We start from the raw sequence: 20,346 nt of genomic DNA on the forward strand, positions 1-20,346 counted from the left end.
GAGGAGGGTGAAAAATGCATTTAAACCGCGTGAAGAATAAAAAAATTTCTATCGATAATCTTAGGGTGAACTTCCAGGAAATTGAGCCGGCGTTGACCAATAAGGAGGCTGCAGAAGAGTCCAACCGGTGTCTTTACTGTTATGACGCTCCCTGTATCAAGGCGTGTCCGACAGGAATCAATATTCCATCTTTCATTAAAAAAATAGCATCAGGCAACCTGAAGGGATCCGCGAGAGTCATCATGGAAGCCAATCCAGTGGGAGCGAGTTGTGCCCGCGTCTGTCCAACAGAAGAATTGTGCGAAGGAGCCTGTGTTCTGAATGATGCTTCACTGCCAATCATGATTGGCAATCTGCAGCGTCATGCTACCAACTGGGCGATTCACAATAATGCACAGTTGTTTAAAGCGGGAGAAGGCAACGGAAAAACTGTCGCCGTCATCGGCGGCGGTCCTGCAGGGCTTTCTGCAGCACGTGAATTGGCCCGCCTCGGATATGAAGTGACCATTTACGAAGCAAAGGAAAAAGCGGGCGGCCTGGATACATACGGAATTGTTTCCTTCCGTTTGCCTCAGGAAGTTTCACTTTGGGAAGTAGAGCAAGTCGAAAAGCTTGGCGTAAAAATCATTCTCAATACAATGGTCGGCAGAGACATCCAGGCAGAGGAAATCATCGATCACTATGACGCTGTTGTTCTCGCGATCGGGATGTCAAAAGTTCCGATGCTTGGAATCGAAGGGGAAGACGCGGAAGGGGTGTATGACGCCATTGATTTCGTCGAAAGCACTAAAACACCGCCGCTTGACCACCAGTTCATTGGCAAAAAAATTGTCGTCATCGGGGCGGGAAATACCGCCATTGACGCGGCAACCTGTTCCGTACGTCTTGGCGCAGGCGATGTGAAGATGGTCTATCGCCGCACAGAGGCAGAGATGACGGCTTACGAGTTTGAATACGAATTTGCGAAGCAGGATGGCGTCGAGTTCAGATGGCTGACTCAGCCGACCAGAATCCTGAAGGATGAAAATGGAAAAGTGAGAGCGATGGAATGTGTGCGCATGCAGTTGGGGGAGCCTGATGACTCTGGCCGCCGCCGGCCGGTGCCTGTTCAAGGTTCTGAATTTACAATGGAAGTAGATGCGGTCATAAAAGCGATTGGCCAGACGCGTTACATTCCTCTTATAGAGCAGTTCAGCCTTGAACACAACAGAGGGGTTGTGAAAATCGACCTGAATACACATCAAACGTCCAATCCTAAGGTATACGCTGCAGGCGATGTCATTTTTGGAGATGGCCAGGGAGACGCCATGGTCGTTACCGCTGCCCAGCAAGGAAAACTGACAGCCCACTCCATTCATCAGCATCTGGTTGCCGGTGAGATCGCTTTGGAAAGTGTTTAATAGAATCCTAATATAGGCAGGAGGAATTATCATGGCAGACTTACGTGTAAACTTTGCTGGCATTCAGGCACCGAATCCATTTTGGCTGGCTTCTGCTCCGCCAACCAACTCGGGCTATCAAGTGCAAAGGGCATTTGAAGCAGGCTGGGGAGGAGCGGTCTGGAAAACCCTTGGAGATCCGATCCTGAATGTTTCATCCCGCTTTGCCGGAACAAGCTTTAACGGCCAGCGGGTTGCAGGCTTCAACAATATTGAACTGATCACCGACCGCCCTCTTGAGGTGAATCTAAAAGAAATATACGAAACGAAAAAGCGGTTCCCGAATCATGCCGTGATTGCTTCGGTTATGGTGGAGCCCCGGCAGGAAGCCTGGCATGAAATCATTAAAAAGGTGCAGGATGTCGGCGTTGATGGCTTCGAACTGAACTTCGGGTGCCCCCACGGAATGGCGGAGCGCGGCATGGGAGCGGCTTCCGGACAGGTTCCCGAGCTGGTTGAAAAACAGACATTTTGGGCGAAGGAAGTCGCAGAGGTACCGGTCATCGTCAAGCTGACGCCTAATATTACCGATATTACCGCAACAGCCTATGCGGCTGTACAGGGCGGGGCTGATGCAATCTCCATGATCAACACGATCAATAGCCTGGCAGGCGTCGATCTTGATACATGGAAGACCTACCCGAATGTTGCAGGGAAGGGAGCGCATGGAGGCTATTGCGGTCCTGCAGTTAAGCCGATTGCCTTGAACATGGTGGCGGAATGTGCGCGCCATCCGGAAATCAATGTTCCTATCTCCGGCATGGGCGGAGTGTCCACCTGGAAAGACGCCGTTGAATTCATGCTGATGGGCGCGGGAAGCATCCAGGTCTGTACGGCGGCCATGCACCATGGTTTCAGCATTGTAGAAGATATGGTCGATGGATTGAACAACTATCTGGATGACAAAGGCATTGTGAACCTTGAGGGCATTATTGGAAAATCTGTCCCGAAATATTCCGATTGGGGCAATCTTGACTTGAATTATAAAGTAGTTGCTCGCATCAACAATGATGTTTGCATCAACTGCAACAAGTGCCATATCGCTTGTGAAGATACTTCGCACCAATGTATCGACATGCTGACGTCGCCAAACGGCAATGCCTATCTTGAAGTTCGTGAAGAAGATTGTGTAGGCTGCAACCTCTGTTCGATTGTCTGCCCGGTTGATGGCGCCATTGACATGATCGAAATCCCCAACGGTGAGCCGATGACGTGGAATGAACGCCAGCAAGCGATTAAACTGCCAGTCTGTAATTCTTAAAAAGGAGGAGTTACCTTATGAAAAAATTAATCAAAAATGGGACCGTTGTAACGGCGACCGACCAATACGAAGCCGATGTACTGATAGAGGATGGGAAGATTTCTGCTATCGGCCGAAACTTAAACGAGAATGTGGATGAAGTTATTGATGCCAAAGGGGCTTACCTTTTCCCTGGCGGCATCGACCCCCATACCCATCTTGACATGCCGTTCGGCGGATCCGTTACGTCAGATGATTTTGAATCAGGTACAATTGCTGCTGCCTTCGGCGGAACGACTACGGTTATCGACTTTTGCCTGACCGACAAAGGAGTGCCGCTGAAGAATTCCATCAAAACCTGGCATGACAAATCAAAAGACAAAGCCGTCATTGACTATGGCTTCCATCTGATGATTGGTGAAGTGAATGAGAACGTTCTGAAAGAGATTCCGCAAATCATTGAAGAAGACGGAATTACTTCCTTCAAAGTGTTCATGGCCTATAAAAACGTCTTTCAGGCAGATGATGCGACATTGTTCCGTACGCTGTTGACAGCCAAGGAACATGGCGCACTGGTCATGGTCCATGCTGAAAACGGAGATGTCATCGACTATTTGGTGAACAAAGCATTGGCAGAAGGTAATACGGACCCGATCTATCATGCCTTAACAAGGCCGCCGGAAGTGGAAGGGGAAGCGACAGGCAGGGCTGCCCAGCTGACGGGGCTTGCTGATTCCCAGCTTTATGTAGTCCACGTATCCTGCGCTGCTGCCGTTGAAAAAATCGCCGAAGCCCGCCTGAAAGGCTACCAGGTGTTTGGGGAAACCTGTCCGCAATACCTTGTGCTTGACCAGTCTTATCTGGAAAAACCCGACTTTGAAGGCGCCAAGTATGTCTGGTCTCCGCCTCTTCGTGAAAAATGGAATCAGGAAGTATTATGGAATGCCTTGAAAAACGGCCAGCTGCAGACGCTTGGCTCGGATCAATGCTCTTTCAATTTTAAAGGCCAGAAAGAGCTGGGCAGAGGGGATTTCACTAAAATTCCAAACGGCGGCCCGATTATTGAGGACCGTTTCAGCATTCTCTTCTCAGAGGGTGTGAAAAAAGGCCGCATTTCCATCAATCAGTTTGTTGATATCGTGTCCACCCGAATTGCCAAGCTTTTCGGTTTGTTCCCGCAAAAAGGAACGATTGCCGTTGGAAGCGATGCCGATATCGTCATTTTTGACCCAAATGCCGAAAGAACAATTTCCGCCGAAACGCATCACATGAATGTTGACTATAGTGCTTTTGAAGGAATGGAGATTGCCGGCGAACCGGTATCCGTTTTATCACGCGGTGAATTTGTCATCCGCGACAAGCAATTTGTTGGAAAACCAGGCAAAGGCCAGTATTTGAAGCGGAAGCGCTTTGAAGGGTCTGAGGTGAAACCTGCGGCAACCATATTGCAATAACGTTTTTATCTGTTAGAAGGAAGGAAACCATTCCTTCCTTTTCTTAAAATATAAAGAAAGCAAGGGAGCCATAATTTTATACATCACTGCCAAATCCTAAACAGAGTCTATTAAGAAGGAGAAATGTGATGAAGAAAAATAGTCAGTATTTGAAATCGCCCGACCTGCTGCCGATTGCCCACCGTGACAGAAGCATTGGCACATTTGGCTTTGCGATGATGTGGATTGGGATGGCTGTTGTGTTGGCTGCTTTTGCCCTTGGAGGCGCAGGGGTACAGTCAATCCCCCTGGTATGGGTGTTGGTTGCTTCGTTTGTTGGCTGTTTTGTCATAGGGGTGTTTATGGTGCTGATCGGCGACATTGGAATTGAGCACGGCATCTCATTCCCGGTTTATCTTAGAGCACCATTTGGCACAATCGGCACACATTTTCCTTCATTGATAAGGGGGCTGGCGGCTTCCATCTGGTTTGGAATTAATTCCTATTTCGGTGCAGCAGCCATTAATGGCATTTTAAATATTTTAATAGGCTTTGATAACTGGTTTGTTTGCTTTTTAATTTTTGTTGTTGTACAGGTGGTCAATACTTCAATCGGAATTAAGGCACTCGAAAGATTTGCGGATTTAGCGGCGCCTATTTTGATTCTGATTTCCATTTGGATGTACTTTACACTCGTGGACCAGGCTGGTGCAGTAGACAGGAATGTATGGGCATGGGCAGAAGGCAGAGTTACAGGTACGGCTTTGTTCACGGCTTTCATGGTCATCCTGGTAGGGAACATGGGCTATTGGTCCACTTTGGCAGCAGATTTCTCAACCCTTTCCCGCTTTATAAAAGCTCCGCAATTTGAGAGAAGCTGGGTGAAGCGGAATAAAACCACGCTGGTTGGAACCCTGATAGCTATGCCTTTGACTCAGACTGCCATGGTCTTAATCGGCGGCGTTGCTTTTATAGCTCTTGGCAACTATGATCCGATTGCCGCGATGCAGGCTTCGGCAAGCGGAATTGTCCTGGCCGTCCTGTTGCTGATGATTGTGTTTGCGCAATGGTCGACGAATACAACCGCCAACCTTGTGCCAGCAGGTACGATCTTTTCAAATATTGGTGGACCCAAAGTGTCTTTCTATGTTGGTGTCAGCCTGGCAGGTATCATCGGTATAGTGACTCAGCCTTGGCAGTTGTTTAATGCGCTGTTGCCGTTTTTGTCAATAAGCGGGGGCCTCCTGGCTGGAATTGTGGGCATCATTTTTGCAGACTATTATTTGGTGCGAAAGCGGCGGGTGAACGTTCCAGAGCTTTATGAGATAAATGGGCAATACAAATATCATATGGGCATCAACTGGGCCGGAATGATTTCCTGGGCAATCAGCGGAATTTTGTCAATTGTCATCCCTACCTACTCTTTCTTTGTTGGATTCATTGCAGGAGCTGCCTGCTATTATGCATTGACAAAGTACTGGTGGTTCCGGAAGTATCAGCAAGCCGAATTATTAAATCCAAGCGATGAGCAATATCTCGGCATTACGGTCGGGCGAGATTGGGTGATTGATCCAGGAGAAGAACTGGAAAACGAACCAGAAGCAGAAACTGCTACCGTATAAACAATATCAGGCAGGAGGATGGATAATGTCATCATACAAGGAGTTTTTAGAAGAAAAACAGAAAATCGATGCACTGTTGGAATCAGGATACCAGATTGCCTCAGTGCGAGAAAACCTTAGCGGGGCATTCGTGGAATTTGTGCCAGCTGCCAATAGCCTGGCTCCTGCAGGAGAGAAGGTCGAATTGCATATTTTAACAGCAGATGCCAGGAAATATTTTTCCAACATCATTATTGCCAATCAGAAGAAAGTGGTTCAGTAAGATTGAGGTGATAAATCTATAAAGGAGGAAAAACTCATGCAAGTCCAAACGGACAACAAAAATTTGATTCAAAAGGACCAGGAACATTTGTGGCATTCGATGAGCCGATTTAATCCCAATGCCAGCCCAATGATCGCTACCCAGGGGGAAGGTTCCTGGTTTAAGGATGCTGAAGGCAATAAATACATGGATGGAGTTTCGGGCTTATGGTGCCTGAATCTTGGCCATGGACGGAAGGAAATTGCCCAGGCTGCCTACGAGCAAATGATGAACCTTTCCTATTTTCCGCTCTCGTTAAGCCATGTTCCGGGAATTGAACTATCCGCGAAGCTAAGCAGCCTGCTGAAAGGCTCATATACTACTTACTTTTCAAACAGCGGTTCTGAAGCAAATGAAGTAGCGTTTAAGATTGCCCGACAATATCATGTTCAAAATGGCAATTCTGGAAAGTATAAATTCATTTCCCGCTACCGTGCGTACCATGGTTCCACGCTTGGCGCACTGAGCGCCACTGCCCAGGCTAACCGCAAGGATAAGTATGGGCCGAGCGCCCCAGGGTTCCTCCATGTCCCGCCGCCATACAGCTACCGCAGCACCTTTGAAAATGATCTCGCTGCGGCTGATTACATCAGGGAAGTGATTACCTGGGAAGGCCCCGATACCGTTGCGGGCGTCATTTTGGAACCGTTTATTTCAGGAGGCGGTGTGCTGATTCCATCGAAAGAATACCTGACAAGGGTAGCGGAAATCTGTAAGGAAAATGACGTCCTGCTCATTGTAGATGAAGTGGTATCCGGATTCGGCCGTACAGGCGAAATGTTTGGTTTTATGCATTCAGAAGGAGTGCAGCCGGATATAGTGACCATGGCTAAAGGCTTGACAAGCGGCTATCTGCCTCTAGGAGCGACCGCCGTTCAGTCCTATATTTATGAAAAATTCAAGGAAGAAGGCGACAAGCAGCATTTCCGCCATGTATCCACGTTTGGGGGGCATCCTGCAGCCTGTGCGGTTGCGCTGAAAAATATCGAGATTATCGAAGAGGAGAACATTCTTCAACGGGTCTCCGAGCTTGGCAGCAGTATTTTAGGTGAGCTGCGCAATCTGGAGAACTTTGCATGTGTGGGGGATGTACGCGGAATAGGCTTCCTGTATGGGATCGAGCTGGTCGCAGACAAGGAAACAAAAGCACCTGCAGCCGATGAGCTGTCGACCCAAATCATTGCCTCATGCAAAGCGAAGGGACTTATAATCGGCCGGAATGGCGACACGATTCCCGGCTATCAAAACGTTCTGATCATGGCTCCGCCCTTGTCTTCAACAGAAGAGGATTTGCGCTTCCTGGTTGATACAGTAAGCAGTGTTATCAAGGAGCATGCCGGCAGACAGCTCTGATTAAAAAGTCAAACATAAAATAACCAGAACAGGATTTTCCTGTTCTGGTTATTTCACAATAGGGATAGGGCTTAGGGGACAGGCGTGTCTTATATGAACTGTGATGGCTTCTGATTCAGTTCCTCGATATTAAAAACGAATTGAAACTCAATATTTTCCACCTGGTTTTCCTGATCATACAGAACATAGTAAATGATTTCATCATTGATATGATAAATGATTCCATCATGGGAGTGATAGAGAAGATATTCCATGATTACCTGGCCGACTTTTTTTGATATTTCATCAGCATTCTCTGAAACTTCCTCTTCCGGTATTTCATTCTGCGCAAATTTCCAGTTCAAGGCTTCTTTTCTTAACCGTGTTTCACTATAGTTATAGTTTAAAATGAATGGATTCTTCAATTGGATTTTTTGCTTGAGAATGGCCGCACGGGCAGCATTTTCCACCTCTGCATGGCAAAAGGCATACTTTGCTGCGAGTTCCTGATCATTGACCAGGTAAATTCCAGGGCCAAATGATGATCGGGCGGAGACCCCATTGAGAAACTCCCTTGATTCATTCCGTTCATACCGCTGATTAGCCACGACTGTTTGTGCCTCGTTAAAGCTTATTCCTCGATAGGCAGTTCGTTTCATAAGCAAAAATTCCCCCTAGCCTTTTTTAAAATAGAAAGCTGCTTCGCAGAAATGTAAGCGCATACAAAATGGGAGGTATGTCAGTTTTTTTCAAAAATTTTTATAGATGATAAAACATCTACTTCTATTTTAAACTAAAAATTCAGAATTTCTAGTATTTTTTAAAAATAGAAAGATAGACCTAATAACCCCCCCAGGATAGTAACCCGGGGGAGTTATTAGGGAAACGATTAAAGAGTGAATTCAATATACTATCCTTCTATTAAGATGGAACAGTTTCCAACGCTTGGTGTACCGGTACATATTGAAGGCCGAGATCCTCTGCAACAGCCTTATAAGTGACCGCACCGCCCACTGTAGTAACTCCCAGCTCCAGTGCTTTGTTTTCCGCTATTGCCTGTTTGAATCCTTTGTTGGCAATTTGAAGGGCATAGGGCACCGTGACATTTGTTAAAGCGATGGTCGACGTGCGCGGGACCGCACCCGGCATATTCGCAACGGCATAGTGGACCACACCGTACTTTTCGTAGATTGGTGCATCATGAGTAGTAATTCGGTCTACTGTTTCAAAAATCCCTCCCTGGTCGACCGCTACATCAACAATTACGGAACCAGGGGACATGGAGCTGACCATTTCTGCTGTTACCAATTTTGGCGCCTTAGCTCCCGGAATCAGGACGGCGCCGATGACCAGGTCGGATTTCTTAACCGCTTCGGCAATGTTAAAGGGATTGGACATCAGCGTTTGAATGCTCGAGCCAAAAATATCATCAAGCTGGCGCAGGCGCTCCGCACTCAAATCGACAATCGTCACATCCGCACCAAGGCCTACTGCAATTTTAGCTGCGTTGGTTCCAACTACTCCGCCGCCAATAATGGTCACTTTTGATTTTGAAACGCCCGGCACTCCACCCAATAGTACACCCTTTCCGCCTTTAGGCTTTTCAAGAAATTGTGCTCCAATTTGGGAAGCCATTCTGCCAGCCACTTCGCTCATCGGCGTCAGGAGCGGCAATGTACGGCCTTCTGCTACTGTTTCATAGGCAATCGTCGTCATCCCGCTTTTGATCAAGGCATCTGCCAGGGCTGGTTCAGCGGCGAGATGCAGGTATGTAAAAAGAATCAGGTCGTGGCGGAAATATTGGTACTCAGATGGTACAGGCTCTTTCACTTTCATGATCATTTCAGCTTTTGCCCAAATATCTTCAGCTTTTAGAACAATCCCGGCACCTGAATCCAGATAATCTTCATCAGTAAAACCGCTGCCCAGTCCGGCACTTTGCTCGATGATCACCTCATGGCCGGCTTGAAGGAACGCAGCGACTCCTGCCGGGGTGAGAGCAACCCGGTTTTCATTATTTTTTATTTCCTTTGGAACTCCAATTAACATGTTAGTTTCCTCCTATAAGTGGATAAGTGGCTCTTATTTAACAGCTTCATCAAGCTTGCACCCGAGCGTTGACAGTACCTCTTCTGTATGCTCGCCTAGCTGTGGGGGGAGGGTGGCTATTCGGCTTGGTGTTCGTGAAAATTTCACCGGCGTTCCAAGCATTTTCAGTTTCCCGAGAGTAGGGTGGTCTTTCTCGACAACCATCTCGCGTTCCCGGAGATGAGGATCATTCAAAATGCTGGAGAACTTGTTGACAGGACCACATGGAAGGCCCTGGCTTTCGAACAGGGAAATCCATTCTCCAATGGATTTTTGGAGGAAGATTCCATTCAGCAATGCAATCAATTCCTCCCGGTTTCTTACACGGTCAGGATTTGTCTTAAATCGCTGGTCTTCAAGAGCTTTCATTCCCATTAAGGCCACAAATTTTTTCCAAAGGTTTTCATTGGCAACCGCAAGGATAAAATGGCCGTCGGAGGCTTCAAAAACCTGGTAAGGAACGATGTTTGGATGCTGTGTTCCCATTGGTTCTGGATCTTTGCCAGAGGCAAAATAATTGCCGGCAAGATACGTTTGCCATGAGATCATCGTGTCCAGAAGGGAAACATCGATCCATTGGCCTTCTCCTGATTTTTGCCTCTCCAGCAGGGCTGCCAATATGCCGAATCCTGCCCACATCCCCGTGCCGACATCTGCGAGGGAAAATCCGGCTTTCGTCGGGTGTCCGCCCGGTTCGCCTGTGACAGACAGTAGTCCGCCCATGCCTTGCGCTAGGATGTCATAGCCAGGTTTCTGGGCGTAAGAACCAGTTTGGCCGAAGCCGGAGATGGAAGCCAGGATAATTTGGGGATTGTGTTTTTTCAGTGTTTCATAGCCGATACCAAGCCGGTCCAATGTGCCGGGCCGGAAGTTTTCAACCACCACATCGGCTGCCTCTATTAACCTTAAAAAAATTTCGCGGTCACTATCTGTTTTCAGGTTGAGGACAACACTCTTTTTATTGCGGTTCACACTTAAAAAATAAGCACTCTCACCCTCGACGAAAGGAGGGCCCCATTGTCTTGTATCATCTCCTTCGGGACTTTCAATTTTAATGATTTCAGCTCCAAGGTCACCTAATGTCATCGTGCAATAGGGGCCGCTCAAAATCCGGCTTAAATCGATAATCTTTATTCCTTCCAGTGCTGACAAATGATCATCTCCTTTGCAATTATCAGGTTGGAGGTCTGGAGGCATATCCCTGGCAGGGGGAAGTTAATTGGTGCAGAAGTACTTACTAGAAAGATATTCGGGAATTTAAAAACAAAATATTTACATCGTTAACATGTTTTAATCTTAATATATTTCAGAATATTTAGCAATTATAATTTAATTTTATATTTTTAATTGCTTTTTATAAATTTGGTGTCGCAATTAATAAAAACCAGAAATCCTTTTAATGGGATTTCTGGTTTAGTATTATTCTGCTTGCAGTGCAAGAACGGTCTCAAGAATGACATTGACTCCTTTTTCGCAATCTTCCCAGGTGGTCAATTCGTCTTCATCATGGCTTTTGCCATTGATGCTTGGAACAAAAACCATGGCGGAAGGAATGTAGCTGGCGATGAATTGGGCGTCATGGCCGGCGCCGCTGACCATTCTCTTATAGGAATAGCCAAGGGATTTTGTCGCTTGTTCGACAGTGTCTACAATTTCTTCATTAAACCAAACTGTATCGCGTCCCCATAGTTTAGTGGCTTTTACTTCACAGCCTTCATTGGCAGGCGATTGAGTCAAACCAAGAATAATCTCTTCGACTTGTTTAATCGTGGCAGGATCTTTATGTCTGGCTTCCAGGGTGAATACGACTTTATTTGGAATGACTGTATGGATATTCGGGTGGACATTCAGTCTCCCCATTGTGTACACCAGGTCATTTTCCAGAGAATTTAATTTCGTCCGCGCTTCTGTGATTAAGTTATTTGTTGCAAAAAGGGCGTCCTTTCTCATCGACATTGGAGTGGTGCCGGCGTGATCCGATTCACCAGATACCTCGATTTCATAGCATACCATTCCCAGTACGCACTCCACAACGCCGATCGTCAAGGCTTCATGCTCAAGAATCGGCCCTTGCTCAATATGAATTTCAAGGAAAGCTTTTGCTTCTTTAAGCCGTTCCGCTTCATCGCCTTCATATCCAATTGCTTTTAGGGCTGCGCCAAATGTGACACCATCTGTATCGGTGCTTTGCAGCATGGCTGATTTTTCGAATTTTCCAGAAAGAACGCCGGAAGCCATCATCGAAGGCTCAAAGCGGGCACCTTCTTCATTGGTGATGTTGGCAATCACGACTGGAACCCTTGGTTTGATGTTATTTTCCATGAGTGTCCGCACGACTTCGAGACCGGCAATTACGCCCAGAACGCCATCAAACCTGCCGCCTTTTTTTACTGAATCCAAATGGGACCCAATCACAATCGGCTGCTTCTCTTGCGTGCCTTCAAGGGTTGCATACATATTACCCATATCGTCCACCTTGACTTCCAGTCCCATTTCTTCACAGCAGGAGCGGAGATAATTTCGGGCCAGCCTATCTTCCTCTGACAATGAAAGCCTGGTAACACCGTTATTTTTTGTCCGTCCAAAATCCGCGAACTTTTCAAGAGTTTCTTTCAATCGTTTGCCGTTAATCAAAACCTTTTGCTGCTGCATATTGCACGCTCCTTTTTTAATATTTAATTGCTTTATATGAATTAAAAACATATAAAAGAATTATTAATACAATATTTCTCTAAAATATTAAATTCTCCTTCTTTATTATATAATTTAATTTTCATGGTAATTATTGCTGAAGGGATAGCGGAGTTTTATGGATTTGGTAATTAAGTCAAATGGTGTAGTTTGCCATTTGTGGTGTTTGCTTCTATTATTGATACAATGAATTAGAAGAGGATGAAAAAAGATGAATCAAAAGATTCTCCCAGCTTGTTCAAATATGAAGGATTTTGAGCGTTTTTTAAAAAGCCCTTATGAAATAGGCGTGTTTCTTGAAATGCATGTTGCCCAGCTGAAGAATGTAAGTGCCATGGCCGAGGCGCACGGCAAGAAGATGCTTTACCATGTCGATATGATCCAGGGGATTAAAAGCGATGATTACTCTACCGAATTTATTTGCCAGGAGTACAGGCCATATGGATTGATTTCAACAAAATCCAGTGTCATTCTAAAGGCAAGGCAAAAAGGAATCCTGGCCGTTCAAAGGGTGTTTTTGCTCGATTCACATGCTTTGGAGAAAAGCTATAAGCTGATTAAAAAAACTCAGCCTGACTTTATCGAAGTCCTGCCTGGGGCAATGCCTCACTTGATTGCTGAAGTGAGGGAAAAGGCGGGGATTCCCCTTTTCGCCGGAGGGTTTATCCGCAGCGTGGAAGATGTTGAAAATGCCTTAAATGCTGGTGCCGTTGCAGTCACCACATCGCAAAAAGATATTTGGAAGCATTATGCGTAAGTGGAATTCTTCATTGGCATGCTGTAAAAAGAAAATATAAGGCAAAACCGTTTACAGCGCTTTCAAAATTATTTATACTGCAGATAACAAGTTAAGAATCGTGAAGGAGATGGGGAGATTCACACAGACACGCCAGTAATATGTGCGCCTGCTGTGAACTTCCCATTCTTTTTTTCCCGGGGTCAGGCACCCGTTAGTGGAGTAACGCTTTACTGTACATGGGGTCAGGCACCCGTTAGTGGAGTAATGCTTTAATGTGGGGGAGGATTTTTTGTGGAGAAGTTTATTTTATCTTTGGATCAGGGGACTACGAGTACGAGGGCGATTTTGTTCAACAAAGCAGGGGAGATTGCTCATATGGCTCAAAAGGAGTTCACTCAGCATTTTCCTAAGCCTGGCTGGGTGGAGCACAGTGCGAGCGAGATTTGGGGCTCTGTCCTGGCTGTCATCGCCGGTGTCTTATCTGAATCAAATGTTAGGCCGGAGCAGATAGAGGGAATAGGCATAACAAATCAGCGGGAGACCACAGTGGTATGGGATAAGGAAACCGGGGTTCCCGTCTATAACGCCATTGTCTGGCAGTCGCGGCAGACAAGCGAAATATGCGATGAGCTGAAAGATAAAGGCTACAATGACCTTTTCAGAAAAAAAACAGGACTGCTGATTGACGCCTATTTCTCCGGCACAAAAGTAAAGTGGATCCTTGACAATGTAGAGGGTGCGAGAAACAAGGCTGAAGCGGGAAAGCTGCTTTTCGGTACGATTGATACATGGCTTATCTGGAAGCTTTCAGGCGGCCGTGCCCATGTTACGGACTATAGCAATGCATCCAGGACCATGATGTTCAACATTTATGACTTGAAATGGGACCAAGAACTTTTGGACATTTTGGGTGTCCCTTCTTCCATGCTTCCTGAAGTAAGGCCTTCTTCTGAAGTTTATGCAAAAACGGTGGCTTACCACTTTTTTGGAAAGGAAGTCCCGATTGCAGGTGCGGCTGGTGACCAGCAGGCTGCACTATTTGGGCAGGCCTGCTTTGAAGAAGGCATGGCCAAAAATACGTATGGCACGGGCTGTTTTATGCTGATGAACAATGGTGAAAAGGCGGTTCGCTCGGATCATGGGCTTTTAACGACCCTTGCATGGGGCTTGAACGGCAAAGTCAATTATGCTCTTGAAGGCAGTATATTCGTAGCCGGCTCAGCAATCCAATGGCTGCGGGACGGGCTGAGGATGCTTAAGAGCGCCAAAGACAGTGAAGGATATGCCGACAAAGTCCAATCAACGGACGGAGTCTATGTTGTTCCAGCCTTTGTCGGGCTGGGAACTCCCTACTGGGACAGCGATGTACGGGGAGCGGTTTTCGGATTGACCCGCGGGACCAGCAAAGAGCATTTCGTCCGTGCCACTTTGGAATCACTAGCCTACCAGACGAAGGACGTTTTAGCGGCAATGGAGGCCGATTCGGGGCTTGGACTCAAGACTCTTCGTGTCGACGGTGGTGCGGTCCAGAATAATTTCCTGATGAAATTTCAGAGCGACATACTGAATGTCCCTGTTGAAAGGCCGGTTGTCAGTGAAACAACCTCATTGGGAGCCGCCTATCTGGCAGGCCTTGCCGTAGGATTCTGGGAAAGCCAGGAGGAAATCGCTGCCCAGTGGGCCATTGACACAGCCTTTGAAGCCAGCATGCCGGAGGAAGAACGGAACAGACTGTATGCAGGTTGGCAAAAAGCGGTGAAGGCTGCAATGGCATTTAAATAAGCGGTATACAAATATTTCATTTTATTGAAAAGTCTGATACACTATTCATAAGTTAATAAATCGGCAGGAGATCTGGAGAGACCGTGAAGCATTACCGCAAGTAGGGTAATGTTCTTTGCGGTCTCTTTTCCTGTTCAAGGAGGAAATAATGTGTTTACAAATTTAAAACGTAATGAAATCATTTCCCATTTAAAACAGAATACATTTGAATTGCTCGTAATCGGCGGAGGAATCACTGGCGCTGGTATCGCATTGGATGCGGCAACACGGGGGATCCAGACAGCCGTTCTTGATATGCAGGATTTTGCGGCAGGTACTTCAAGCCGCTCAACCAAGCTTGTTCACGGCGGACTTCGATATCTAAAGCAATTGGACATCAAGGTAGTGGCCGAAGTGGGCAAAGAAAGGTCGATTGTTTATGAAAACGGTCCGCATGTGACAACACCTGAATGGATGCTGCTGCCTTTCCACCAGGGAGGCACATTTGGCAGCTTCTCCACCTCGATTGGCCTCAAGGTGTACGATTTCCTGGCGGGGGTCAAAAAAAGTGAACGCCGGAAAATGCTGTCCAGGGAGGAAACGCTCAAGAGAGAGCCGCTAGTAAAAAAGCAGGGACTAAAAGGCGGAGGCTATTATGTAGAGTACCGCACCGACGATGCCAGGCTGACGATGGAAGTCATGAAAGCTGCGGTGGAAAATGGAGCAGCGGCCCTGAACTATTCCAAGGCAGAGGAACTGATTATCGAGAATGGAGTGCTGACGGGAGTGGTTGTGAAAGACCAGCTGACCGGGGAGGAGTACCGGGTACATGCCAGGAAGATTATCAATGCAGCAGGTCCCTGGGTCGATACGATCCGGGAGAAGGATGGATCCAGGAAAGGCAAGACATTGATTTTGTCAAAAGGGGTCCATATTGTCATCGACCAGTCCCGGTTTCCGCTAAAACAGGCTGTTTATTTTGATACTCCGGACAAGAGGATGGTCTTCGCCATTCCAAGGAACGGCAAAACCTATGTGGGTACCACCGATACTTTTTATGACCAGGATAAAGCAAACCCCAAGATGACCCGAAGCGATATGGATTATTTAATCAATGCGATTAATTATATGTTCCCTGATGTAAAGGCCTCCCAGGAAGATGTAGAGTCGAGCTGGGCTGGAATCAGGCCACTCATTCATGAAGAAGGGAAAGGACCTTCGGAAATCTCGCGGAAAGATGAAATTTGGGAATCACAGACGGGGCTCATCACCATAGCCGGAGGAAAATTGACTGGTTACCGGAAAATGGCTGAGACCATTGTGGATCTTGTGGCGGAGAAGCTTAAAGCAGAAGAAGGCAGGAGTTTTCCGCCAGTGCGAACAAAGCATCTGCCGATTTCGGGAGGAGATTTCGGCGGATCCGGGAAGTTTGCGGCATTCATTGAAGCTGCTGCAGTCCAAGGCATGGAGGCCGGATTTTCAAAAGAGGAGGCCAAACGCCTTGCCGCCTTCTACGGCTCGAACGCAAGTGCTGTTTTTGACCTGGCAAGCAGGGGGAGGCCAAATGTTGACAAATACTCCATCCCATTGGGCACCTATGCGAAACTCGTGTATGCCATAGAGCGGGAATGGGCCGCTACCCTTGTTGATTTTTATTTTAGAAGAACCGGGGACCTGCTGTTTGATATTGAAAGTGTTCGCCAGACAAGGAAAGCTGTCACAGCATATATGGCCGATGCATTTAATTGGACGGCAGCCGAAATAGAAAAACATGTGAATGAACTGGAAGAGGAAATGCACAAAGCTACTACTCCTGAAGAATGACCATATGATTGAAGCCGACCATCTCTTAAAAGATATTAAGATGCAATTTGTTAGATAAAACCCCCGTTTCTGCTAGAAAAGGGGGTTTTGAATGGCTTCATGAGAAGGGAGGATTCAATTTGAATTTTTAGCATAACCTTGCCTGTAACTAGATGCCGCGTTTAAGTTGCCGCGAATGGATACCAGGATGAGTCCTGCTGTTAGCAAAACTAAATTAAATAAAATAACACCTGTCCAGCTGAAGTGATCCCAAAAGAAACCTCCAATGGAGCCAACAATCGAAGACCCAAGATAGTAGAAGAGCAAATATAGCGAAGAAGCTTGGGCCTTGTCTTTCTCAGCATTCTCGGCGACAAGGGAGCTGGCAATCGAGTGACTCGCAAAAAAACCAAAAGTAAAAACGGCAAGACCAAGCAGTTTCAAGGCCAGGTACGGAAAGAAAGTGAGTGCGGCACCTGCTATCGTAATAACAAAGGAAAATTTTAATGCCGGAATTGAGCCGATTTGGTTTGCTTTCTTTCCTATATAAATAGAGCTAAATGTCCCGAATAAATAAACGATAAAAATAAAGCCGATTACGGTCTGGCTTAGATTATAGGGAGGTTTTGTCAACAGGAAGCCAATATAGTTGTACACTGATACAAAGCTGCCCATTAATAGGAAACCAAGTACAAATAGGGAGTTTAACTGTTTATTTGCCAGATGAAATTTATACGCCTTCCACATGGAACCCCACTCAGGTTTTTTGCCGGGAAGCGGCTGCTGTGTGGGGAGGGTGCGCCAAAACACCAGACTTAAAATTAAAGTGGCAGTCCCAATCACCGCAAAAGAGATTCTCCAGCTGAACAAATCGGTCAAAACGCCAGTTAAAATCCGGCCGGACATACCGCCAATACTCGACCCGGCAATATAAAAGCCCATGATCATGGTGGTATGCAGCGGATTGAAGGTTCTGCCAATATAGGCCATCGCAATTGAAGGGACTCCAGCAACGAAAATGCCAAGCAATGCCCTCAAAAGCAGCAGGGTATAAAAATTGGGGCTTGCCGCAGAAAGTATTCCCATTAGAGATGTGAGGATCATGGAAGCAACCATGATCTTTTTCATCCCGACAAAATCAGCGACAGAACCTGCTGCCAACATTGTGAACGCAAGAAACCCAGTTGACAGCGACAGAGTTAAACTTGCAGCCGGAGCCGAAACACTAAATTCATTCGCAAAAAGGGGCATTGTCGGCTGCGTCGTGTAAATCATCATAAAAGGCACCAAACCAGCAATGAACAGAGCAATCCTCGCACGCCTATATTCCACAGTCGCAGGTTCAATATACGCCATATCACATCCCCCATTTCATAATCCCTGTACCCATACTAACACACACCACCGCACCAAAGAGGGTCAGGCACCCTCTGCTGCGTTAATGCATTGAGGGTCAGGCACCCTTTTTTGAGTTCCCGTGCTAAAGCGAGAGCAGGAGCTAGATTTAATTGGCGACGGAGGGATGAGGCTGTTGGATGTACCTCTGTCCCGCCGTCTTTTATACTAAAGTTTTTTCTTCTTTTAATAGGCAATCCTCGCTTTGCGGGATAACGGGAAAATCCAATACAAATGTAGTTCCATTTTCACTGCTTGCTGCCTGGATCCTTCCGTTATGATTTTCGACAATTTTACGTGAAACAGATAAGCCAAGCCCTGTTCCTTCATCCCTGGTTGTAAAGAATGGTTCGAAAATATGGGAGAGGACCGGATCGGGAATCCCTTTGCCATTATCCTGAAACACAAAATGGACCCGAGAATCAACCAGCTTTGCCGAAACTTCTATTCTTAAAGGTGATGTGCCTTTGGCCTGCAATGAGTTCTGTAACAGATTAATGAAAACCTGCAACAGCTCCTCCCGATTACAGATGATGGACATATCACTCGTTTCGGGGTCTATTACGATATCCATTTCTACATTATGCAGCAATGCCTCAGAATTTAGAAACTTAAAGAGATAGCCCAGTAAAAAATCCTTCATCCGTATTGGTTCAACAGCGCGAACAGAAGGTTTTGCTATGCTAAGGAAGTCGGAGATAATTTTATTGGCACGGTCAATTTCCGGAATCAATACATTGGAAAACAGCCTTGCTGTGCTATCCTCCATATCCGTTTTCAAAAATTGCAAGTAGCCTCGGACCGTTGTCAGCGGATTCCTGATTTCATGGGCTATACCCGCAGCAATCCGCCCGGCTAGTGCTTCCTTTTCTGCTTCTTTTATTTTCTCCTCCATAATGTAGCGTTCAGTGATGTCCCTGAATTGGCCAAAAGCTCCTACTACTTTGTCACCCTCATAGATGGGCTGAGCATCTAATAGGAAAATTATTTTGTCCCCATTTTTATTAATGTAATGAACTTCCTCATTTTCAAACTTCAATTCCTGCTCAAGTACTTGTTTGCAGTACTCACCCGGAAGACCCATATTATAAATGCTCCTCCCAATAAATGAACCTTTCTTCCGGTTGAAAATTTCTCGGGCGAATTCGTTAAACTCCAGAATGGTCCCTTTTTCGTCGGTAATGACAATCCCTTTTTGAGATGCGCTTAAAAGGATTTGGTTCAACATATTTAATTTCCGGTTTTGCCTTCTAAGGAGCAGTTCGCGCTCAATGGATTCAACCACCTGGGCCAACATGGTGAGCAGCATTGGGTTTTGGAACGATATAGGAGTCATGATACTGATGGTGCCCAGCAATTGTTCTTCATCCGTATAATGAAAAGCGGCCCCATAACAAGCTATATTATGAAGACACTCATGGTAATGGTTTTTGCCAATCAAACTGATTGGGTGTTTTTGCTGGAGAGTCAGATTAATGACATTTGTTCCGGCATCTTCTTCTGTAAAATGGCTGCCTATCTGAATTCCGAATTTTTCAATCGTAGACTTTATAATATCGTTGCCCGCAATATCCAATAAATATCCGTGTGAATCAGAAACAATGATTAATATCGGAGTTCCTAGTAATGAATCCAGCACCTTTTTTGAAAAATAACTGACAACCGACAATATCTCGCTATATTCTTTTCTCTTCTGAAACAATTCATTATCTGCGATTACCTTTTGAGGTCGGGGAATATCGTCCGGCTTCATTCCTCGTAATTTGCACTTTATTTTTGACTCGGTTATATAATAGGGTTCGTTTTCCTGCATCTAAGATCCACCTCGAAATGGGTAAAGTTTACATTCTCATTTTAACATTAGACCATGTGAAAATAATATAAATCTTTTGCCGCATTTAACCTGGCGGTGGGATAATTTTCTATTGATTAACCAAGGAAAGGATGTTATTCTGTTTTAGCTGTTTCGGCGGCCATACACAATGAAATTGAGCAAAATCATTTTGGTTCAAACATTTTTTTAAAATAGTATTGACGAAGTTGGTAAGACGTCTTATAATAAGATTCTGTCGCTGATCACGACAACGAAATGAATTGTTCTTTGAAAACTAAACAAACAAGCGTCAACAAACAATAATATCGTGTTTCTTCTATATAATAGAGATTCACGAGCCAACGTTTTAAATTATGAGCTTACTCATACTCTTATCGCGTATCAACGCGCAGTAAATCCGCTCCGCGGATAACTGCCCGTAAATACCCGATTGATTCGACTAACCATCACGGGGAAGAACACCCCGCGACGGAAGTCTCGTCTTATTGGAGAGTTTGATCCTGGCTCAGGACGAACGCTGGCGGCGTGCCTAATACATGCAAGTCGAGCGGATCTTTGGGAGCTTGCTCCCGACGGTCAGCGGCGGACGGGTGAGTAACACGTGGGCAACCTGCCTGTAAGACTGGGATAACTCCGGGAAACCGGGGCTAATACCGGATAATTCATCC

At 46.1% G+C, this 20,346-nt stretch carries 15 protein-coding genes; 9 read left to right on the forward strand and 6 right to left on the reverse strand.

All coding sequences use genetic code 11. The features are described 5' to 3' along the window. Positions 1-14 precede the first annotated feature (14 nt). The 6 genes from ADU22_RS14910 (at position 15) to ADU22_RS14935 (ending at position 7,388) form a co-directional block, all read left to right on the forward strand. Complete coding sequence (locus ADU22_RS14910; RefSeq protein WP_053362874.1) at positions 15-1,400, forward strand: NAD(P)-dependent oxidoreductase; 1,386 nt, start codon at positions 15-17, stop codon at positions 1,398-1,400. 31 nt (positions 1,401-1,431) lie between these two features. Beyond that, on the forward strand, positions 1,432-2,700 hold the full coding sequence (preA, locus tag ADU22_RS14915; protein ID WP_053362875.1) for an NAD-dependent dihydropyrimidine dehydrogenase subunit PreA: 1,269 nt from the start codon (positions 1,432-1,434) through the stop codon (positions 2,698-2,700). Between the two features lie 17 nt (positions 2,701-2,717). Continuing rightward, entirely contained in the window at positions 2,718-4,133 is a 1,416-nt protein-coding gene (gene hydA, locus ADU22_RS14920) for a dihydropyrimidinase (protein WP_053362876.1), read from the forward strand. A gap of 128 nt (positions 4,134-4,261) precedes the next feature. Next, complete coding sequence (locus ADU22_RS14925) at positions 4,262-5,734, forward strand: NCS1 family transporter (protein WP_053362877.1); 1,473 nt, start codon at positions 4,262-4,264, stop codon at positions 5,732-5,734. A 25-nt stretch (positions 5,735-5,759) separates the two neighbouring features. Continuing rightward, positions 5,760-5,996: a hypothetical protein gene (locus ADU22_RS14930; protein WP_053362878.1), complete on the forward strand. Its 237-nt coding sequence runs from the start codon at positions 5,760-5,762 to the stop codon at positions 5,994-5,996. Between the two features lie 36 nt (positions 5,997-6,032). Then, complete coding sequence (locus ADU22_RS14935; RefSeq protein ID WP_053362879.1) at positions 6,033-7,388, forward strand: aminotransferase; 1,356 nt, start codon at positions 6,033-6,035, stop codon at positions 7,386-7,388. An 89-nt stretch (positions 7,389-7,477) separates the two neighbouring features. Here the strand turns inward: ADU22_RS14935 and ADU22_RS14940 are convergent, their stop codons facing one another. From ADU22_RS14940 to ADU22_RS14955, 4 genes are all read right to left on the reverse strand, one after another. Next, positions 7,478-8,032, reverse strand: coding sequence for a hypothetical protein (locus ADU22_RS14940; RefSeq protein WP_156324361.1), 555 nt, complete (start codon positions 8,030-8,032; stop codon positions 7,478-7,480). 256 nt (positions 8,033-8,288) lie between these two features. After that, positions 8,289-9,416, reverse strand: a complete 1,128-nt coding sequence (gene ald, locus ADU22_RS14945; RefSeq protein WP_053362881.1) for an alanine dehydrogenase — start codon at positions 9,414-9,416, stop codon at positions 8,289-8,291. A gap of 33 nt (positions 9,417-9,449) precedes the next feature. Then, the gene (locus ADU22_RS14950; protein WP_231687896.1) at positions 9,450-10,607 is read right to left on the reverse strand and encodes a CaiB/BaiF CoA transferase family protein; all 1,158 of its coding nucleotides are present in this window, start codon (positions 10,605-10,607) and stop codon (positions 9,450-9,452) included. Positions 10,608-10,874: 267 nt separating this feature from the next. After that, positions 10,875-12,107: a Zn-dependent hydrolase gene (locus ADU22_RS14955; RefSeq protein WP_053362883.1), complete on the reverse strand. Its 1,233-nt coding sequence runs from the start codon at positions 12,105-12,107 to the stop codon at positions 10,875-10,877. 250 nt (positions 12,108-12,357) lie between these two features. Here ADU22_RS14955 and ADU22_RS14960 point away from each other — a divergent pair, with 250 nt between their 5' ends. From ADU22_RS14960 to ADU22_RS14970, 3 genes are all read left to right on the forward strand, one after another. Next, positions 12,358-12,903 (forward strand): glycerol-3-phosphate responsive antiterminator, encoded by a 546-nt coding sequence (locus ADU22_RS14960; protein ID WP_053362884.1) that lies wholly within the window; start codon positions 12,358-12,360, stop codon positions 12,901-12,903. 273 nt (positions 12,904-13,176) lie between these two features. After that, entirely contained in the window at positions 13,177-14,667 is a 1,491-nt protein-coding gene (gene glpK, locus ADU22_RS14965; RefSeq protein WP_053362885.1) for a glycerol kinase GlpK, read from the forward strand. A 108-nt stretch (positions 14,668-14,775) separates the two neighbouring features. Further along, positions 14,776-16,470 (forward strand): glycerol-3-phosphate dehydrogenase/oxidase, encoded by a 1,695-nt coding sequence (locus ADU22_RS14970; RefSeq protein ID WP_053362886.1) that lies wholly within the window; start codon positions 14,776-14,778, stop codon positions 16,468-16,470. A gap of 114 nt (positions 16,471-16,584) precedes the next feature. Here ADU22_RS14970 and ADU22_RS14975 read toward each other — a convergent pair whose 3' ends face one another. Then, the gene (locus ADU22_RS14975; RefSeq protein ID WP_053362887.1) at positions 16,585-17,805 is read right to left on the reverse strand and encodes an MFS transporter; all 1,221 of its coding nucleotides are present in this window, start codon (positions 17,803-17,805) and stop codon (positions 16,585-16,587) included. Between the two features lie 202 nt (positions 17,806-18,007). Continuing rightward, the gene (locus ADU22_RS14980) at positions 18,008-19,657 is read right to left on the reverse strand and encodes an ATP-binding protein (protein ID WP_053362888.1); all 1,650 of its coding nucleotides are present in this window, start codon (positions 19,655-19,657) and stop codon (positions 18,008-18,010) included. Between the last annotated feature and the right edge of the window lie 689 nt (positions 19,658-20,346).

Source organism: Bacillus sp. FJAT-27251, from assembly GCF_001273925.1.
Classification (GTDB): Bacteria; Bacillota; Bacilli; order Bacillales; family Cytobacillaceae; genus Mesobacillus_B.

Excerpts from the sequence above, each read along its gene's own strand:
- ADU22_RS14980 (WP_053362888.1), bottom strand. The coding sequence starts at position 19,657 with ATGCAGGAAAACGAACCCTATTATATAACCGAGTCAAAAATAAAGTGC.
- ADU22_RS14935 (WP_053362879.1), top strand. The coding sequence starts at position 6,033 with ATGCAAGTCCAAACGGACAACAAAAATTTGATTCAAAAGGACCAGGAA.
- ADU22_RS14955 (WP_053362883.1), bottom strand. The coding sequence starts at position 12,107 with ATGCAGCAGCAAAAGGTTTTGATTAACGGCAAACGATTGAAAGAAACT.
- ADU22_RS14975 (WP_053362887.1), bottom strand. The coding sequence starts at position 17,805 with ATGGCGTATATTGAACCTGCGACTGTGGAATATAGGCGTGCGAGGATT.
- ADU22_RS14930 (WP_053362878.1), top strand. The coding sequence starts at position 5,760 with ATGTCATCATACAAGGAGTTTTTAGAAGAAAAACAGAAAATCGATGCA.
- ADU22_RS14970 (WP_053362886.1), top strand. The coding sequence starts at position 14,776 with ATGTTCTTTGCGGTCTCTTTTCCTGTTCAAGGAGGAAATAATGTGTTT.
- hydA (WP_053362876.1), top strand. The coding sequence starts at position 2,718 with ATGAAAAAATTAATCAAAAATGGGACCGTTGTAACGGCGACCGACCAA.
- ald (WP_053362881.1), bottom strand. The coding sequence starts at position 9,416 with ATGTTAATTGGAGTTCCAAAGGAAATAAAAAATAATGAAAACCGGGTT.
- preA (WP_053362875.1), top strand. The coding sequence starts at position 1,432 with ATGGCAGACTTACGTGTAAACTTTGCTGGCATTCAGGCACCGAATCCA.
- ADU22_RS14960 (WP_053362884.1), top strand. The coding sequence starts at position 12,358 with ATGAATCAAAAGATTCTCCCAGCTTGTTCAAATATGAAGGATTTTGAG.
- ADU22_RS14910 (WP_053362874.1), top strand. The coding sequence starts at position 15 with ATGCATTTAAACCGCGTGAAGAATAAAAAAATTTCTATCGATAATCTT.
- ADU22_RS14925 (WP_053362877.1), top strand. The coding sequence starts at position 4,262 with ATGAAGAAAAATAGTCAGTATTTGAAATCGCCCGACCTGCTGCCGATT.